This is a genomic window from Alphaproteobacteria bacterium, assembly GCA_026400645.1.
GTDB lineage: Bacteria > Pseudomonadota > Alphaproteobacteria > Paracaedibacterales > CAIULA01 > JAPLOP01.
On record JAPLOP010000001.1, the window covers coordinates 15097 to 33372 of the forward strand.

Genomic DNA, 18276 nt, shown 5'->3' on the forward strand with positions numbered 1-18276 from the left:
TCCAACCCCTTGCCGGGCCCGTCGATGCATTGGCATTCGCGTGATGTCGACCTGATCCAGGTAAACAGACCCCCTGTCGGGTTGAATTAACCCTGTCATAATTGAAAAACACGTTGTTTTCCCGGCACCGTTGGGCCCAAGAAGGCCGACCGCCTCCCCCTGTTTTAGGTATAAATTTATCCCCATCAAAACAGGGCGCTTGCCAAAGGTTTTAAAAATATTATGGGCGCATAAAGCATCTAATGGGGGAGTGAATGGACTGGGCATTAATTCTTCTTTTTTACGGGTTGTTCGATTTCTGCCTGAACGCGTTTCCCTTGTGGGGTTTTTTTAATCACATATGTACCGGATTCAAGGTTAATCGTGGCTTCGTCACCCATGATCTTGTTGCCATCCTTAAGGATCACGACATTTTTTTCGCAATCGATATGTTCGGGGATTTTTGAATTGTTGATGTTAGCCGGGACATAAACACATTTTCCGGCCGATGCGTTTAAATCTTTCATGATAAAAGTAACATGCCCTTCGGCCGTAATGTATCTCACATCATTTTTTGAATTTTCTTTGTACTTGTCGGCAGAATCAACAAATCGAACCAAAAAATGATCGGCGGCCAAAGTTTGCTTTTGATCCCGGGGGCCTTTTTCGGCATGGGCATGACCTGTAACCTCTGACTGATTTTTGGTCAGGTTATATTCCATCATATCCCCCGTGATGAGGATTGCATGTGGATCTGGTTCTACATTCACAGCGAAAGAATGAAATCCGGAACACAAAAGAAGACTACTGACCAGGCTCTGTCCCCGAACTCTAAATACCGCAGAAATTCGAGTGATATGCCCGTTTTTTTCTTGTCGGTTTATAGAAACACCCCCGTCATCCCGTGGCTTGACCACGGGATGACCCATGTATTCCGTTGTGGATCCCGTGGTCAAGCCACGGGATGACGGGGGGCGGTCTTGTGGCGGGGGGCGGTCTTGTGTAATGTGGAGCTTAGGGACAGAGCCTAACACTGTATTTTTCATGTTCTATTGAACCTTACTTTCTCGAATAGTCAATTCCGGTTTACCAAGAAAGATAATTCTTTGCCCCTGGTCCAACACTTTAAATCCGTGCGCCCTGATAAAGGTTTGCTCTTTCTGCCCTTCTACCGGGGCATTATTTTCCGCCGTTCCATCATTAAAATTGATGGTTGCTTCTGTTGTTTGCAGGTGAAAACCATTGTTATGGTCCAAACGAACATTCCCCGAGATCATGATTGTTTTTTCTGTTTTATTATACAAGCCCTCGTCGGCCTTTAACGCCAATTCACCCCCACCATCAAGAGCTAGCTGCAGTTGCAGTTCTTTTAACAGGACTTCCTTTCCTGAAATTTCATGCCCTTTATTGGAATGCACCACATAAGATTTTCCTTTGTTGGATTCACCGCGATAGCGCAATTTCTCCGCCCCATTAACGTTGTCTGCTGTAGCCGATGTCAGCTCAATAAAGGATGGCTTGGTTGGCCATAAAATAGCCGCAAAAACCAATCCCATGCTGAACACCAAAAGACCATACTTAAGGCAAGGCAAATATTTTCTGATACACCCCTTCCCGATCATTTATTTACAGAGCATCCAAAATATGGTCCGCACTTGTCAGGCTACAGGCAGATAACGGCTCGATTTCCAAACGCGTAACAACACCATTTTTCACAACCATCAGGTACCTTTGCGACCTTATCCCCATCCCATTGGCGGATAAATCGACATCCAAGCCAACGGCTTTTGTAAGGTCAGCATTTCCATCAGCAATCATGATGACGGAATCCTGAACATTTTGGTTGTCTGCCCATGCGCCCATCACAAAGACATCATTAACGGAAAGGCAAATAATTTGATCGATGCCCTTTTCCTTTAATTTATCTTTATTCTTAATAAAGCCAGGCAGGTGCTGAGCAGAACAAACGGGCGTGAATGCACCCGGCAGGGCAAACACAATGGATGTTTTATTGTTAAACAAATCATCCGTCGTTATATCAACGGCGCCATTCGACGTTACTTGCTTTACAGAAATGGTTGGAATTTTGTCGCCAATTTTTACGGTCATAAACGGAATCCTTTATTATGAAAATTAATATTACGCCAGTGTCTTTTCGCCCATCGTTAGGTATTTCTTTCGACGTGAATTCAGCAAGGTAGCGCTGTCTTTATTGGATAGAAATTGGAGGGATTTTTCAATAATTTCCTTGACCTGCTTTGTGATAGCTTGCTTGTACCGATGCGCGCCCCCCACTGGTTCCGCAATGATATGATCGATCACGCCCAATTGATAAAGGTTTTGCGCCGTTAAGCGTTGAGCCTCCGCAGCCTCTGGTGCACTTGACGCGCTCCGCCACAGGATAGAGGCGCATCCCTCAGGGGAAATTACCGAATAAATGGAATGCTCCAACATCAACACAAGGTCAGCTGCAGCAATGGCAATAGCACCACCTGATCCTCCTTCGCCGATGATAATACTCAACAAAGGGACCTTGATTTTAAGACAGGTTTCTATACAGCGGGCGATTGCTTCAGCTTGACCGCGTTCCTCGGCATCTATTCCCGGATAAGCCCCTGCCGTATCAACAAAAGTCACAACGGGAATCTTAAGGCGATCAGCCAGTTCCATTAATCGTTTTGCTTTTCGATACCCTTCGGGTTTTGCCATGCCAAAGTTATGCTTAATACGGGATTCGGTATCATTCCCCTTTTGTTGCCCGATAACCATGACAGTTCGGCCCGATATGCTTCCGATCCCGCCGATAATTGCACAATCTTCGGCGAAACATCTGTCCCCCGACAATGTCACAAAATCATCAACCAATGACGACAGGTAATCAAAAAATTTCGGCCGATCAGGATGACGCGCCACCTGCACTTTTTGCCACGGAGTTAGGTTGCTGTACGTTTGCCTTAGCAATCGATCAGCCCTAGTTTGAAGGCGGGAAACTTCATCCGCAATATTCAAATCCCCAGTATTGGCCAAGTGTTTCAGGTTTTCTATTTTTCCTTCTAATTCAGCAACTGGGCGTTCAAACTCTAGGAATTTTATCATAATTCATTATCGCATATATTACTTTTATTGCATTGTAAAACTTCCCTATTAACAAATCAAGGAAAGTTATGGTCAGCGTGCGAGCTCACATCAAATGAGACTCCGCTGCAGCCCCGGAACAGATATCCCGAATATACTCCACACTTCACTTCGTTCGTTCGCCATGACGACGTCTTTGCGATGAGGGCAAAACCCATCGAGCAATCCAGAATTTTAAACAATTGATTGGCAATTTGTGAAAATAGTATTATATCGAACTCAGAAATTCATCCCCCCAAAGATTTAATCCTTTGAGGGGCGAAACGGTTATTGCTGGCGCATGATGATTTTTTGAATGCCCATCATAAAGATCGCAATGCCCAAGAAATACAAAGGCATTGGCAACAATGTGCCATTATGCAAAATACCCATGCCAAAGGTAAACAGTGATATCAAGCAGTAATAAAAGAAACCGAATAGGCTGGATGCGGTCCCAATGCACCATTTATAATCTACAAGCGCCAAAGCCAAAGCATTGCTTGTTATCATACAATTTCCAAACATCAGGGTCATTTGGCTGATAATTGTGATTATCACCATCAGATAATTTGGCAAAGACAGCATGCAATGATGAACAAGGGCAAATCCGCTAAACACTGCGGCCGATATCATCATAATCCAAAGACCATAATCCATGATGGCTTGAGGAGCACAATAAGAATGCATCTTTTTAGACAATTCCCCACCCATCATTGTGGCAATTGCAATAACAACAAAACTAAGCCCATATTCACTGGGCAAAAGACCCAATCCTTTGATCAGATAAAATGATCCTTCGGCAAAATAGCTAAAAGATATGCCATTGCAGGCCGCCACAATCAGACCAAAGCCAACAACCCTTTTGTTTGTCCCAAGCTTGCAAGCAACGTTGATTATGGATACAGGCTGCCTGTTGTCCGCATGATGTGTTTCTGGTAACTTTGCCAACACAAACAGTGTCAAAATAATGGCAAAACCTATCAAAAATAAAAATATGCTGGGCCAACCAAAGCGCTCTGCGATGACACCACCAACGACAGGACCAATGGCAGGAAAAACAGCCAAGGCGCTGCCTATGGATGAATAGACTTTGCCCAACTTTGGACCATGAAAAGCATCACGACAAATGGCTTGACCCAAAACGCTGCCGATGCTTCCACCGAACGCCTGAACAAAGCGACCGATCATTAACATAGTCATATTTGCTGAAAGATAGCAGATAATGCATCCAGCAATAAAAACGACAAGGCCCACTATAACACAGGGTTTTCGTCCCAATTTATCAGAAAGCTTACCCCAAAAAAGTGTGCCAACAGCAAACCCAAAAAGATAAATGGTTAGTGTGTATTCCACCATCGATTCTGACGCCTGTAAAGCATGCGCTATGTCAGGCAAAGAAGGCGTGTAAACGGTTTCAGAAAGTTGCGAAAGACCCGCAATTAAAACAATAAGCCAAACAGCTGGCGATAAAACGTGTATCATAAAAAAACTCCGACATTTAAATTCAAAATTAAGCAATATTATAGCGTTCCCTGTTTTCAAGGGTTGCCGAAAAACCTAACTTTCCAACTTAAACGACGACGATTTTCTTCATTTTAATATCCGATATAAAGCGATAATTTGCAGTTTCATGGTATGTGTAACGGATTCGTTTGTCTAGATATTTCTTGTGCGGTGTGCGGGTTCACATCAAATGAGACTCCGCTGCAGCCTCGGAATGAACACTCTCAATATACTGCATAGGCGTTAATACTACAGTTGCCAATCTATAACAACAATCTAGCTTTGTCATGGTGCTTCAGTACACAATAAATGGACCCTGTATCAAGAATGACATATTTTGATTTTTCATGCTGTGGCCCTGAAAATTATGCCCCCTACGCCCGACGCCATGTGGTGCCCGACGACGTATCCTCCAGCTGGATGCCGTTCTCCAACAAAAATATCCGGATTCGATCAGATTCGGCGAAATCCTTATTTTGCCGGGCGATGCGACGGTTTTCTATCAGTGATTCTATTTCGGAGCTGCCCAGACCCCCAGATTGGTCTTGTTGTAACCATTGCAAGGGAGGTTGCTGCAAAAGACCCAAAAGACCAGCCGATCGTTTTAACAGGCTCCCGAGTCGTTTTTTCTGCGCACTATCATTCGTTTTATAAATTTGGTGCACCAGTTGATGGAGGTGACTGATCGCCAACGGAGTATTCAGGTCATCTGCCAACGCCTGATAGACATCGGAATCAATCGGACCTTCTTCCTGTTCTGTGGTGTTTAAGGCTGCATACCAGCGATCGAGAGCCTGCTTAGCCCGCACCAGCGTATCATCAGACCAATCAAAGGGTTGGCGATAATGTGTCATCAGCAAAGCTAGCCGAATCGATTCACCAGCGTGCTCTTGCAACAAATCATGAACCGTGAAAAAATTACCTAGGGATTTGGACATCTTATCGCCATGAACTGTCAAATGCCCATTATGCAACCAATAACGAGCCATCAATTCCGTTCCGTGGGCGCAGCAACTTTGCGCAATTTCATTCTCATGATGCGGAAAAATCAGATCAATTCCGCCACCATGGATGTCAAAAGTCTGCCCCAAATAAGCCTGACTCATGGCCGAACATTCAATGTGCCACCCGGGCCGCCCTCTGCTCCACGGACTGTCCCACCCTGGTAAATCGGGAGTTGATGGTTTCCATAACACAAAATCCCCCGGCTCCTTTTTATAGGGGGCAACCTCAACACGGGCACCAGCCAGCAGTTCGTCTTGATTTCGCCCTGATAATCGGCCGTAAACCGGATATGTATTTACGCTAAATAACACATGCCCATCGGCCTCGTACGCATGACCCCGCTCAATAAGTCGCTGGATCATGTCAATCATTTGCGGGATATGATCTGTTGCACGAGGTTCGATCGTCGGCGGTAATGTCCCAAGGGCGGCCATATCATCATGGTAATCCTGAATCGTGCGATTAGTCAGCTCGCCAATACTAATCCCCAGTTTTAGGCTGGCTGCATTAATTTTATCATCCACATCCGTGATATTGCGAACATAGGTCACCTTTGGAAATTGAGCCTGCAGCAAACGATACAGCACATCAAACACAACAACAGGGCGTGCATTCCCCAAGTGAGCGCGATCATAGACCGTTGGGCCGCAAACATACATCCGTACATGATCCGGATCCAGGGGGATGAAAGGTTCCTTTTGACGAGACAGGCTATTATAGAAGGTAAGCGACATAGATAATATTATTCCTCTGTTTCATTGATTGCGTTTGTTTTTATTACTATTGAAGATCGTACTGACCATAACCCCAGGGTATCTCATCTGTGCATTTCCATGTATGATCCCAATCCATATCATTTCTAATAAAATCTACAACGATTTTGCATAATTTCCCTTTAGTAGCCAGGTTATGATAACGAAATACATAATCCCCATGAGTAATAAGATAGGGCCTTGTGTCATCAAAAGTTCTTTTTGTTGCAGAGATTTCAAATTCCCAAATACTTTCCCCTGACTTTAGCATTCGCCGCAAGGTATCTTTTTCCCAAATGCATATTTGAAGGGATGCTCTGTAAGAGCCTTTTTGAGCTTTTCGAGTAAGAGACAGGGGACGAGAGACGATTTCTCCGCCCTCTAATCGACCTGGATCTTTTTGAAGCTCCATGTAGGGCGCATTTGTTTCTTTCATAAAATTAAAAAGGTCCGCAAATCGTTTTTCAGAAACATTTTCATAGATAATATAATCATCCAGGACGATCAGAACATATTTTGTCGGGATAACATCCAAAGCCTTAAGCATATTATCGGACCAACTTTTTTCTTCATCTATTTTGATATTTACAATTCTTTCATGATTAATTTTTTTCCGCCCTGTTATCAAATATATACTCGAAGAGCGCAGCGACCCCGTTTTCAACCACGGCATATTTTTAAACAAAAAATGAAAAAATGGGCTCCATAATTCTGAATATTTATCACAGCTAGGAACAAGAATAGACAGATCTTTGATTTCTGGAACCAGATGATCTTGTGGGTTGGCCTGCTTTAAAAACCCCTGCACATCGATATCATTTTTGAAATCTGTGGGGGAAGATATATTTATTTTTACTTCCTCCTCTGTATATTTTTTATATACAAAATCAAAAATAGTCAGGCCGAGATATAAACTCACAATTGCGATCGACAGCAAAAACCAAATTTTCTTAAAACTCAAACCCCTATTCCTTCTTTATATCAAGATAAATGGAGAGTGTAATACATAACCAATCCAAGCGAAACTATTTCATTTTATATGTGCGAATTCCCATCAGATGAGGCCGCTCTTCTGTGAGTCTTCACTAACTTCCCTATGGGTCTGACCCCGCAGAATAATGCCTGAAGCATAGCAAGATTAGCTTGATTTTTCTAGGATTAGCGGGATAGTTCTTGTATTATGTCCAAAGTTATCTTGTTTTTTCAAAAAAAAGGAATCCCCATGGCCCGCGTCACAGTTGAAGATTGCATTCTGAATGTTCCCAATCGATTTGAACTTGTTCTTTTAGCCGCAAAGCGCGCCCGTGAAATTGCCGCAGGGTCAAGCCTGACAGTTTCCCGCAACAACGATAAAAATCCAGTCGTTTCTTTGCGTGAAATATCCGAGAACACAATCTCTATCGAGGGCCTGAGAGCGGGCGTCATTAAAGGTATGCAAAAAACTGTCTTTGTTGATGATGTTGAAAGTGTCCTTGATGAAGAGCTGCAGGACGTGATGAAGGCGGAACAAGGTTGGAATCCAGGCGAATTTAATCCCAAAGAATTTAGCATAACCGACGGGGACGAAGACGGAATCGAAGAAGATGAGGATGAAGATGAAGAAGATGCTGATAGTGAAGCAAGCGAAGAGGAAATCTAGATTTTCTTAACAGATTGTTAATAGGTTGTGTTTTAGCCTTGCGCCATTTTTAAAAATGATTGGTGAGTTTCCTGGATGGCCACGCTCTCTGCGATCGTCGGCCATCACAACGTCATTGCGATGAGGGCGAAGCCCAATGAGCAATCCAGAAAGCGTCGTTGACACTCATGAGGATTTCTTGAAAATGGCATCAGCTTTATCAACCTCTGCTTGATATTCTTTGGCACTTTCAACATTTATTTTACCAAAAATATCAGTAAGCTCTTGCTGCTTCCAATTGAAAGATTTTAAATGTACGTCACATTTTATTTCAGGGTCACCAAAACACATGAAATTAAGTGTTGCATAAAGAGCTAGAGTTCTATTATATATGTATTCACCTGGTGCTTTTTCATAATCACTAACTTGGGGAATTAAAAGTTTCACCATTACATATGGAAAAGCTTCATATCTTGAAACAAACCCAAGGTTCCAAACCGCATACAAGTCGGCCCATTTTTTTTCAAAAGGCATATGAATAGAAATGGCTCTTCTATCTTCTGAAAAAGTTGCAGGACCTGCGCCAGTTACTTCATTTTCCTTGCCACCCAGACTATTCTTAGCCAATACACAGCCAGCATAAGCATTATTAAAATTACCATTAAATATATCTGTTAATGTTGCTTCTAGGATATTTATTGGGATGCCGCATTTTCCATAATTTGGAGCCAATTTAGTGTTTTTTACAGCTCTAAAACTGTCTATACTTTTTTCAATTGTGAAGAACTTTATCCACTCGAATAGCCCAAAGGTGGAACTAAAAATGTCAATTTTACTTCTTTCTTCGATCCATATGTCACTACAAATTTTAAGAATAGCTATGTCATTACGCATAGCTACGGTTAAGTTATTCAATACCATAGCATAGGCCACAACATCTGGAAGAATTTCTTTTCCTTCCTGCTCTGCTTTAGAATATAAATCTCCCAAATTTCCATTTACCACTTCCTCAACAACACTATGTAAGTAAGGATTACGTGCAGCACACACTGCCATTTGGTCAACCAAGGTTTCAAAATCTGAAACTGTAACATTTTCTGGGAATAATTTTTTTGCAATCCCTTCAAGGCCAGGAGCCCATTTATCTTGTTGATCTAGCAATTTCATTTGCCTAAAATGTTTTGCCATGCGACCACAAACATCTTTATTTGTCATTTGTTGCAAAGTACCATTTATGAAATTTGCAATTTTTTGTTCTATACTTAAGTATTTTATAGCCTTTAATTGCCGGTGTGTGGTCATTGCACTGTGTGAAACGTTTGAATCAATATCTAAATCAAAAGCATTGTTATTACTGGCATCACAATGCTGCAATGATACAAATATACCGTAGACTATAAATAAATATTTTTTTAGCATATAAATCTCACAAAAATAAAAAAGTAATAAGATGTCGAGCACTATATTATAACAATATAGCAAAAATATTAACAAAGCCTTAACTTGTGCAGTAGTGGCTCCAGAATTACTCCGGGGGCAGCTTTCGAGGAACACAGCATGGAAGCCTGTCAGATTATCCATTGTCAATAAGCCTTCATGAGTTTGTGGAGATTTCTGGATTGCTTCTTTGGGCTTCGCCCTCATCGCAAAGACGTCATTGCGAGAAGCGTAGCGACGAAGCAACCCAGGAAACTCACTAATCATTTATGAAAATGGCATTATGAGTCAGGGGTAGTGTGAGAAGATTTATGAAAATTCTAAATATTGATCCCACGAGGAAATTATGTGAGTTCATGGTTTTATGGGGGGCAGCTGAATAGTTATGATTTTCTTAACGGTTTGTTAATAGGTTGTGTTTTAGCCTTAGATATATGATTCGATAGATATTTAAGGAAAAACCATGCTAAAAACATTATCATTAATAATTTTTGTGCTTGCGGGAACTCTGACTCAAAGTCATAGCAGGGAGCCAGTTGACCCGCTTGCCTATTGTTCCAAATGCAATGAAAAACACTGCAAAACAGACAGTGACACGGCCTTAAAATGCAACGAATGCCCATCTTTTAAGTCACCAAATATCGGGAAATGCAGGGATTCTTACTGTTCCGGATGCAAAGAGAAAAGCAAAAAAAATTGCAGCAAAAAAGAAGATGCTTTTGCCTGCTATAAATTATGCAAGAATGGCCCCGATGATTCAGCAACAAAGTCCTGCCTAGCGCCGCATTGTGGAAAATGCCGAGAACCTGATTATTGCGACGGCACCAAGAAAACAGAACATTGTTTTAGCGAGGCGTGCGAATATTTCAACGGACATGATAATACAAAAAAATGCCGAACAGCATGGAATAAAAACAAGAAGCAAGCAGAAGAGCAGGTGGACGATGACACAGAAACAAGCACACCCGATCATCCAAAGCAGGAATCGGATGCCTCTGTTGATTAAGTCGAATCACCATGTAGGAATACGGAATTGATTTTGAGGTATTTGATTTTTGGTGCACCCGAGGGGATTTGAACCTCTGACCTTTGCCTTCGGAGGGCAACGCTCTATCCAGCTGAGCTACGGGTGCTTATACTTGTGCTTTAATGATGCAGTGTACTGCAAAACCACCTAACCTTGCAACTTCGAAAAGTCCGCTATTTGATCAACCAGCCCCTTAAAGCTCGACAACAATGCACATCGATTGTTTTTAAGGGTCTGGTCCTCGCAGTTAACCATAACGGCATCAAAAAAGGCATCAATTTGCGGTCTTAGCGTTGCTAATAACTCCATAAGAGGTGCATAGTCATGATTTTCCAATAGACCCCGGTAATCTTGCTGAACACGCTGAATCTGAACAAACAAATCTTTTTCAGCGGACTCAACAAGCAAAGCCTCATCACATTCAGGCAGATCATGCGATTCCTTGGCCAAAATCCCAGCAGCCCGCCGATAGGCACCCTTAAGACTTTCACCGGCATCCGTTTGCAACAAGGCCTGCAATGCTTTTGCACGCTCTGCAATCGACCAAAGACTATAAGGGCGAATATCCCCTGACTGGGTCGACAGAATCGCCATCACGCAATCGTGGTCACCCCCCTGCCCCTTTAGATAAAAACTTAAACGGTCAGCAATGAATTGAATCGCATCATCCGCAACCCCCGCCGACAAAGCAACCGACTGGTTTTGATAGGTGCAAACGGACCGATGAATCAAATCCCGTAAACACACTTCTTTTTGGGTATTCTCGATAATGATTCGAATAACCCCCAAAGCCGCCCGCCGCAATCCCAATGGATCTTTGGACCCCGTTGGCTTAATTCCACTGCCCAAAAAACCAACCAAGGTATCGATTTTATCAGCCAATGCCAATTCCATGCTAATGGGCGCCGTTGGGCAATCGTCTGTTGGGCCATGGGGTTGATAATGTTCCTTGATGGCCGCGGCAACAGCATCCGATTCACCCTGAAGGATCGCATAGATTTGCCCCATTGTTCCCTGCAGTTCCGGAAATTCACCCACCATCTGAGTCAAAAGATCCATTTTGCACAACAATGCGGCCCGCGCCCCGTCGTCCGTTGTCATCAAGCGACAAAGGCGTTCAACTTTCTGCCCAAGGGACCCTAGCTTTATATGAAAAATAATCGCATCCAATTTTGGCACGAGACTTTCAAGGGGGGATTTAAGGTCAACATCATAAAAAAACGACGCATCTGCTAATCGGGCCCGCAGAACACGTTCAAACCCCGCCATCATCAATTGCCCATCACCACCGGGATTATTCGTTACCACACCAAAAAATGGCGCAATCTTTCCGTGCCGATCACACAGTGTGAAATATTTTTGATGGACCCGCATGGATGTGGATAAAACGACATCCGGCAATCGCATAAACTCTTTTTCGATCCGGCCGATATGGACAAAGGGGAAATCAACCAGCCCCGAAACCTCATCAAGCAAAGCCGGGTCATCTTTAATGAAAAGACCTTTTTCCGCCGCCATTTGCCCAAGGCGATCATAAATATCCCGTTGCCTGTCTTGACGATCCACCACAACAAAAGCCTCTGCCAACTTTTCCTGATAATCCCGAAAATCCGTGACCATGATGGCATCTGGCGCCAAAAACCGATGGCCATACGTGACATTACCCGTGGTCAATCCCAGCGATGAGATATTAAAAGAAACAGCGCGTCCCTGATAGACACAAACAATCGAATGCAGGGGGCGAATCCACGGCTTTGACCGTTTGTTCGTTTGGTGATTGTGCCACTGCATTGATTTTGGCCAGGGCATTTTATCCAAAAATTCCCCGATAACCTCAGGTAAAATTTCAACAAGCAGCTTTCCAGGCTCCGCCAAATCAGCATACCAATGGCCATCTTTTTGGATCAACTGATCCTGGTTTTGGCCAACACTTTTTAAAAACCCCTGAAATGCTGCCACCGGCGCATCCACCTTTGGACCACGACGGCTTTCTTTGATGTCCTTTGTTGCTTCATCCAAACCCGAAACGCACAGGGTTAAACGTTGCGGCGCAATAAACGATTGAACCGTCTGAAACGATGCATTCTGGGCAGTCAGAATCGATTCCAACAAAACTTTGCTGTCTTTTTCCGCCTGACATTGCATCCGGGCCGGTATTTCTTCGCTATAAAATTCAATCAATAATTCATTCATTGTTTCAAAGACTCCACCCAAGCTTCACAACTATCCTTTACGAGGGCGCGGACCCTGGTGATATATCCCGCACGTTCAGTCACGCTAATCACACCGCGCGCATCCAGCAGGTTAAAATAATGATTGGCCTTAACACTTTGTTCGTATGCTGGCATGATCAGGGATTTTTCCAATAATCGCCGACATTCAATTTCGCAATCCTGAAAGTGACGAAACAATATATCGGTTGAGGCGTATTCGAAATTATAGGCTGAAAATTCTTTTTCTGCCCGCAAACAAACATCGCTATAGGTTAGCTTTTCTGCCCCCTCGCATCCATTCCAATTCAGATCAAAATGGCTTTGAACGCCCTGAACGAATGTCGCAACGCGTTCCAACCCATAGGTAATCTCAACCGGAACAGGATCACAGGCAATGCCCCCTACTTGTTGAAAATACGTAAACTGAGTGATCTCCATTCCATCGCACCAAACTTCCCATCCCATGCCGGCGGCACCCAGGGACGGATTTTCCCAATCATCCTCGACAAAGCGAATATCATGCTGAGACAGATCCAACCCAATCGCCTGCAGGCTATCCAAATAAAGCTGCTGGGAATTGACTGGGCAAGGTTTTAAAATAACCTGAAATTGGTAATAGTGTTGTGTTCTGTTGGGGTTTTCCCCATATCGGCCATCCTTTGGGCGACGACAGGGCTGAACAAACGCAGCCCGCCAAAAGTCTGGCCCCAATGCCCGTAATGTGGTTGCGGGATGAGATGTCCCAGCACCCATTTCGGTATCGTAAGGTTGCAGAATGACACATCCCTGATTTGCCCAAAAAACTTGGAGATCAAAGATAATTTGCTGAAATGATTTTGTGGATGATTTGTTTTTTGAGGTCACTGGACTTAATCTGATTTTAAATTAAGAGGAATGGTGGGCGCCAGAGGATTCGAACCTCTGACCCGCTGATTAAGAGTCAGCTGCTCTACCAACTGAGCTAGGCGCCCGTACTTTTCGTACCTTCCCTTTGTAGCGGATTATCGGCTTTCTGTCGAGCCTTTTATGCAAAGGTTGTTTGCTTGCACTTAACGCCAAATCGGTTTACTCTACGCAAATTAAAATCACACGATTAAATATTGTATGCGCATTGGTCCTATCATCATTGACAGTCCCGTTCTGTTGGCCCCTATGTCGGGGGTCAGTGATCAACCGTTTCGTCGTGCAGTCAGAAAGATTGGGGCAGGTCTTGTTTTTTCCGAAATGATCGCAAGTCAGGCAATGATTCGACAAACGCGCCAAACAATCAAAATGCTTGAAAGAAGCGCCGATGATGATCCCTTGGCGGTTCAGCTTGCGGGATGCGAACCCGATATCATGGCAGAGGCTGCCAAACTGAACCAGGATCTAGGGGCCAAGATCATCGATATCAACATGGGATGTCCGGCCAAAAAAGTTGTGAATGGCTATGCAGGCTCAGCATTGATGCGGGATATCCCTCTGGCAACAAAAATCATCGAAGCAACCGTCAAAGCCGTGTCTTTACCCGTGACATTAAAGATGCGCACGGGGTGGGATGAAAATACCCGAAATGCCCCGCTTTTGGCGCGCATTGCACAGGATTGCGGCATCCAAATGATCACCGTTCATGGGCGAACCCGCTGTCAGTTATATTCGGGCAAATCGGATTGGGCGTTCATTCGAACCGTAAAGGAAGCAGTGACCATCCCCGTCATTGGCAATGGGGACGTTACATCGGTAGAGGATGCGCAAAACTTGCTGGACGAAAGCACAGCGGATGGCGTCATGATCGGCCGTGGTTCGTATGGGCGGCCATGGTTCATTCATCATGTCAGTCATTATCTAAAGACAAAAGAAATATTGCCAGAACCGCTCGTTTCGGCGCAGCACAAAATGGTGCTGGAACATTTGGATGATATCTTGTCGCATTATGGGGAAATGCACGGAATTAAAATTGCCCGGAAACACATAGCCTGGTACAGTAAGGGGTTGTCAGGATCCGCGGAATTTCGAGTCGGCATCAACCAGACAGAAAACACGTCATCGTTGTTGAATCTTATTAATTCTTTTTATGGACGATTTTGTTAGAGGTACCGGGCATGAATACAAGTAAAAATGATGATCATAATACAGGCCAGTATAAAGGTCTTAGTGGCGCCGTTTATCATTTTTTGCAAATCTATTTTGATCAACATAATGGATTATTGCCTGTTAATAATTTGTACCACACCATCATTCATGAGGTCGAAAAACCCCTGATTGAGATAACCCTGAAAGCTGTGTGCGGCAATCAAAAAAAGGCTGCTGAAGTTTTGGGGATCAACCGAAATACCCTTAGAAAAAAGATTCAGGAATTGGGCTTGGACAAGAAAACTTTATAGCATTAGTTAATGGCTGACGAACGAAGAGAACGTGGCCATCCAGGAAACACCTCCAAAAAATGAACAAAAGTGCACCCTAGTAATTGCGATGGAACACCCATATACTGATCGGAAGTCATCTTCAAAAATACGGTTTTTATGTCATACAGATCCTATTGGTCAACGTTAATCGCCGTCACGGTGTTATCGTTCCTAGTTGTTGGTTATCTTGGGAAAGAAATATACCAACAGGTTCCCCCCATTCCAAAAGCAATGTTGATCGACGGTGGCCAAACCCTTTACACAGAAGAAGATATCAAAAAAGGTCAGGCCGTCTGGCAATCAACGGGCGGACAGGAACTTGGAACCATATGGGGACATGGGTCCTATCTAGCGCCGGATTGGAGCGCCGATTGGATTCACCGCCAAGCCGTTGATCTTTTGAATACATGGGCCCAACGGGACTACAAAAAGAATTTTGATACCCTTCCAGACGAAGAGAAAGCCGTCCTTAAAGTGCGCCTTCAAAAAGAAGTTCGCACGAACACCTATAATCCAGATACAGGGAATATAGTTTTCTCAAAAGATGTTGGGACATCAATACAAAGGGTTGCACGCTATTACCAAGATTTATTTGGAAATGCACCTGAATTACACGAATTGCGTAATAAATATTCCATGATGGAGGATACCGTTGCCTCTGCTGAAAATCGTCACGCATTATCGGGCTTTTTATTCTGGGCCGCCTGGGCATGTCAAACGAATCGTCCAGGGCAAGACATTACCTATACAAGCAATTGGCCATCCGAAAGACTGATTGGCAACACGGCACCGCCTGTTTTGTTGATGTCATCGATCATGAGCGTTGTCCTGCTTTTGGCAGCAGTCGGCATTATGATTTGGTATTATGCCGTCCACCTAAGGTCCGGGTATACAGACATAACCACGCTAAAAGCACCCGTCTTTAATGCGCCAACACCATCGATGATTGCCACGAAAAAATATTTCTTGATTGTGGCGCTGTTGCTGCTTTTGCAGGTAGTCTTTGGGGTTATAACCGCCCACTATACTGTCGAGGGGAATGCCCTTTTTGGAATAAGAACGGGTGAATTTCTGCCCTATACGGTTTCAAGAACCTGGCATGTTCAATTGGCGCTATTTTGGATTGCGACGGCCCTTCTTGGGACTGGACTTTATTTAGCCCCCATGATTTCGGGGTACGAGCCCCCCTATCAACGATTTGGTGTAAATTTCCTGTGGACATGCCTGGTTATAATCGTTCTGGGTTCGATGGCTGGCGAATGGTTTGGTATCAAGCAATACCTTTCGCTGCAGATGAATTTCTGGTTTGGTCACCAGGGTTATGAATATGTTGACTTGGGTCGCTTCTGGCAATCGTTCCTGATGGTTGGCCTGGTTGTGTGGCTTGTGCTTATGGTTCGTGCCCTGATGCCCGCCCTAAGGGACAAAACACAAAACCGGGGACTGTTGTTCCTTTTTTGTATCGCTGTATTCACAATTGCTGCATTTTATGGCGCTGGATTTATGTGGGGATCACACACGAACCTTGCCATCGTTGAATATTGGCGCTGGTGGGTTGTGCACCTTTGGGTCGAGGGGATATTCGAAATCTTCACAACAACAGCCGTTGCATTCTTGTTTGTTAATTTGGGGCTTCTTGATCGTCACAAAGCGACCAAATCGGTCTTGTTGGCGACGTCTCTTTATTCCTTTGGGGGGATTATCGGGATTTTTCATCACCTCTATTTCACAGCGACACCACAAACAGTCATCGTTTTGGGAGGCATATTTAGCGCCCTAGAGGTCGTCCCCCTAACGTTAATGGGATTCGAAGCGTACCATAATTATGAAATCAGTAAATCCGCCCCTTGGGTTGCAATCTATAAGTGGCCCATTTATTTCTTCATTTCCGTAAGCTTTTGGAATCTGGTTGGCGCAGGCTTGTTTGGATTTATGATCAATATGCCATCAGCGCTTTATCACCTTCAGGGTTTAAATACGACACCCCTGCATGGACACGCAGCCCTTTATGGTGTTTACGGTAATTTGTCGATTGGCCTGCTTCTTTTCTGCATGAATTCGTTCATCAAAAAAGACGTTATTGCCCGTGATGAAAAATTGGTCTCGTGGACTTTTTGGCTTTTGAATATTGGTATTGCTGGTATGTGTTTCTTGAGTCTGCTGCCCGTTGGTTTGTATCAAGCCTGGACAAGCATCACGCATGACATGTGGTATGCCCGGTCCGAACACTTTACCGCGCAGCCCATTGTTCATGCATTTATTTGGATGCGTGCCTTTGGTGATACGCTGTTTGGATTTGGTGCACTTGGTTTGGTTGCCATCGTTTTGAAAAAGATGTGCTTAAAAAAGGATCAAAAGCAGTATCCAAGCTTGGCGTAAGGGGGCTGAGATCTTTTTAGGGGGGCTTTGTTAACGATTTTTTAAGACCTTATGATCTATTCTGGATATCAGAGGCCTCATCCATGGGGATATTGTATTCAAACTAGAAAGTTTAAAAAATGTTAAAAATAGCATCATTATTGATTTTATTCATTGCGGGCAGCATGAATCAGGGCATCGCAGGAGCGAAGGACGGCCCCTGGGAGACTTGTTCGCTAGGCTGCTCAAAAAGCAGTTGCAAAGAATTCGACGAGGCAAAACGATGCAATGAAGTTTGTTCGGCTAAGCAAATTCCAAATTGTCGTGCCGCTTACTGGGCAAATTGCACAAAAAAGGACGGAGAATATTGTGACACATCAGGGAAAGCCCGCTTGTGCCATAAGATTGGGATTGAGGATAAGAAATCAGAGGGCGATATAAATCCATGCCTTCAGAATTTTTGCTCGACACAATGCACAAAGGAGGGTTATTGCAGCAAGGACACAAATGGATTGGCTTGTCAGGGTTTATGTAAAACAATACTAACAGAAGACGAAATCAAACCTTGTCTTATGGATTATTGCAAGGAAAACTGTAATGGGATTGGATCTGCTTGTTCGGGTGATAAACACAAGAAAAGTTGTAATACGATATGCGCGGATTTAACACCAGACGAAAACGAAAAATGCCAAGCGCAAACTCATTCTAAGCATCGTTGAGGGCTGCTTTTGTTATCGATCATCAGTAACTAAATTTATACCATTTTCAATAAATCTTCATGAGTTCTGGATTGCTCGATGGGCTGTGCCCTGCACGCCGCGACGTCATGGCGAACGAACGGAGTGAGTGTGGCCATCCAGGAAACTCACACCGGTCATTTATTGAA

The 18276-nt window shown here is 43.9% G+C and carries 16 protein-coding genes, 2 tRNA genes and 1 pseudogene; 6 read left to right on the top strand and 13 right to left on the bottom strand.

The genetic code is table 11. The annotated features are described in order from the left end of the window. The 8 genes from NTX76_00075 to NTX76_00110 form a co-directional block, all read right to left on the bottom strand. Window positions 1-267, bottom strand: a 267-nt coding sequence (locus NTX76_00075; GenBank protein MCX7337673.1) for an ATP-binding cassette domain-containing protein, incomplete at its 3' end; no start/stop codon positions are given. Further along, entirely contained in the window at window positions 267-1025 is a 759-nt protein-coding gene (locus NTX76_00080; protein MCX7337674.1) for a hypothetical protein, read from the bottom strand. The genes NTX76_00075 and NTX76_00080, both read right to left, overlap by 1 nt. A 3-nt stretch (window positions 1026-1028) precedes the next feature. After that, window positions 1029-1601 (bottom strand): LPS export ABC transporter periplasmic protein LptC, encoded by a 573-nt coding sequence (gene lptC / locus NTX76_00085; protein MCX7337675.1) that lies wholly within the window; start codon window positions 1599-1601, stop codon window positions 1029-1031. 4 nt (window positions 1602-1605) lie between these two features. Beyond that, a complete protein-coding gene (locus tag NTX76_00090) occupies window positions 1606-2088 on the bottom strand; it encodes a peroxiredoxin (GenBank protein MCX7337676.1) in 483 nt (160 codons plus the stop codon). 30 nt (window positions 2089-2118) lie between these two features. After that, a complete protein-coding gene (locus tag NTX76_00095) occupies window positions 2119-3072 on the bottom strand; it encodes an acetyl-CoA carboxylase carboxyltransferase subunit alpha (GenBank protein ID MCX7337677.1) in 954 nt (317 codons plus the stop codon). A gap of 309 nt (window positions 3073-3381) precedes the next feature. Further along, the gene (locus tag NTX76_00100) at window positions 3382-4575 is read right to left on the bottom strand and encodes a multidrug effflux MFS transporter (protein ID MCX7337678.1); all 1194 of its coding nucleotides are present in this window, start codon (window positions 4573-4575) and stop codon (window positions 3382-3384) included. A 395-nt stretch (window positions 4576-4970) separates the two neighbouring features. Then, window positions 4971-6335 carry a cysteine--tRNA ligase gene (gene cysS, locus NTX76_00105; GenBank protein ID MCX7337679.1) on the bottom strand — a complete coding sequence of 455 codons (1365 nt, stop codon included), beginning with the start codon at window positions 6333-6335 and terminating at the stop codon, window positions 4971-4973. A 46-nt stretch (window positions 6336-6381) separates the two neighbouring features. Next, window positions 6382-7314: a hypothetical protein gene (locus NTX76_00110; GenBank protein ID MCX7337680.1), complete on the bottom strand. Its 933-nt coding sequence runs from the start codon at window positions 7312-7314 to the stop codon at window positions 6382-6384. 261 nt (window positions 7315-7575) lie between these two features. Here NTX76_00110 and rpoZ point away from each other — a divergent pair. Further along, window positions 7576-7818, top strand: a pseudogene (gene rpoZ, locus NTX76_00115) (DNA-directed RNA polymerase subunit omega). 339 nt (window positions 7819-8157) lie between these two features. Here rpoZ and NTX76_00120 read toward each other — a convergent pair. Continuing rightward, window positions 8158-9390, bottom strand: a complete 1233-nt coding sequence (locus NTX76_00120; protein MCX7337681.1) for a hypothetical protein — start codon at window positions 9388-9390, stop codon at window positions 8158-8160. 481 nt (window positions 9391-9871) lie between these two features. On the opposite strand from NTX76_00120, the gene NTX76_00125 reads away from it, so the two are divergent. Further along, window positions 9872-10414 carry a hypothetical protein gene (locus tag NTX76_00125; protein MCX7337682.1) on the top strand — a complete coding sequence of 181 codons (543 nt, stop codon included), beginning with the start codon at window positions 9872-9874 and terminating at the stop codon, window positions 10412-10414. Window positions 10415-10464: 50 nt separating this feature from the next. Here NTX76_00125 and NTX76_00130 read toward each other — a convergent pair. From NTX76_00130 to NTX76_00145, 4 genes are all read right to left on the bottom strand, one after another. Then, window positions 10465-10541 (bottom strand) — tRNA-Arg (locus tag NTX76_00130). Between the two features lie 41 nt (window positions 10542-10582). Continuing rightward, entirely contained in the window at window positions 10583-12628 is a 2046-nt protein-coding gene (gene glyS / locus NTX76_00135) for a glycine--tRNA ligase subunit beta (protein MCX7337683.1), read from the bottom strand. Further along, window positions 12625-13512 carry a glycine--tRNA ligase subunit alpha gene (locus NTX76_00140; GenBank protein ID MCX7337684.1) on the bottom strand — a complete coding sequence of 296 codons (888 nt, stop codon included), beginning with the start codon at window positions 13510-13512 and terminating at the stop codon, window positions 12625-12627. Before NTX76_00140 ends, glyS begins: the two co-directional genes overlap by 4 nt. Window positions 13513-13543: 31 nt before the next feature. After that, window positions 13544-13619, bottom strand: a tRNA-Lys gene (locus tag NTX76_00145). 133 nt (window positions 13620-13752) lie between these two features. Between NTX76_00145 and dusB the strand changes: the two genes are divergently transcribed. The 4 genes from dusB to NTX76_00165 all read left to right on the top strand — a co-directional run bounded on the left by dusB (window position 13753) and on the right by NTX76_00165 (window position 18109). After that, window positions 13753-14718, top strand: coding sequence for a tRNA dihydrouridine synthase DusB (dusB, locus tag NTX76_00150; GenBank protein MCX7337685.1), 966 nt, complete (start codon window positions 13753-13755; stop codon window positions 14716-14718). Between the two features lie 11 nt (window positions 14719-14729). Next, the gene (locus tag NTX76_00155) at window positions 14730-15011 is read left to right on the top strand and encodes a hypothetical protein (GenBank protein MCX7337686.1); all 282 of its coding nucleotides are present in this window, start codon (window positions 14730-14732) and stop codon (window positions 15009-15011) included. Window positions 15012-15149: 138 nt separating this feature from the next. Next, entirely contained in the window at window positions 15150-17411 is a 2262-nt protein-coding gene (locus tag NTX76_00160; GenBank protein ID MCX7337687.1) for a nitric-oxide reductase large subunit, read from the top strand. A gap of 119 nt (window positions 17412-17530) precedes the next feature. After that, window positions 17531-18109, top strand: coding sequence for a hypothetical protein (locus NTX76_00165; GenBank protein ID MCX7337688.1), 579 nt, complete (start codon window positions 17531-17533; stop codon window positions 18107-18109). Window positions 18110-18276: the final 167 nt, after the last annotated feature.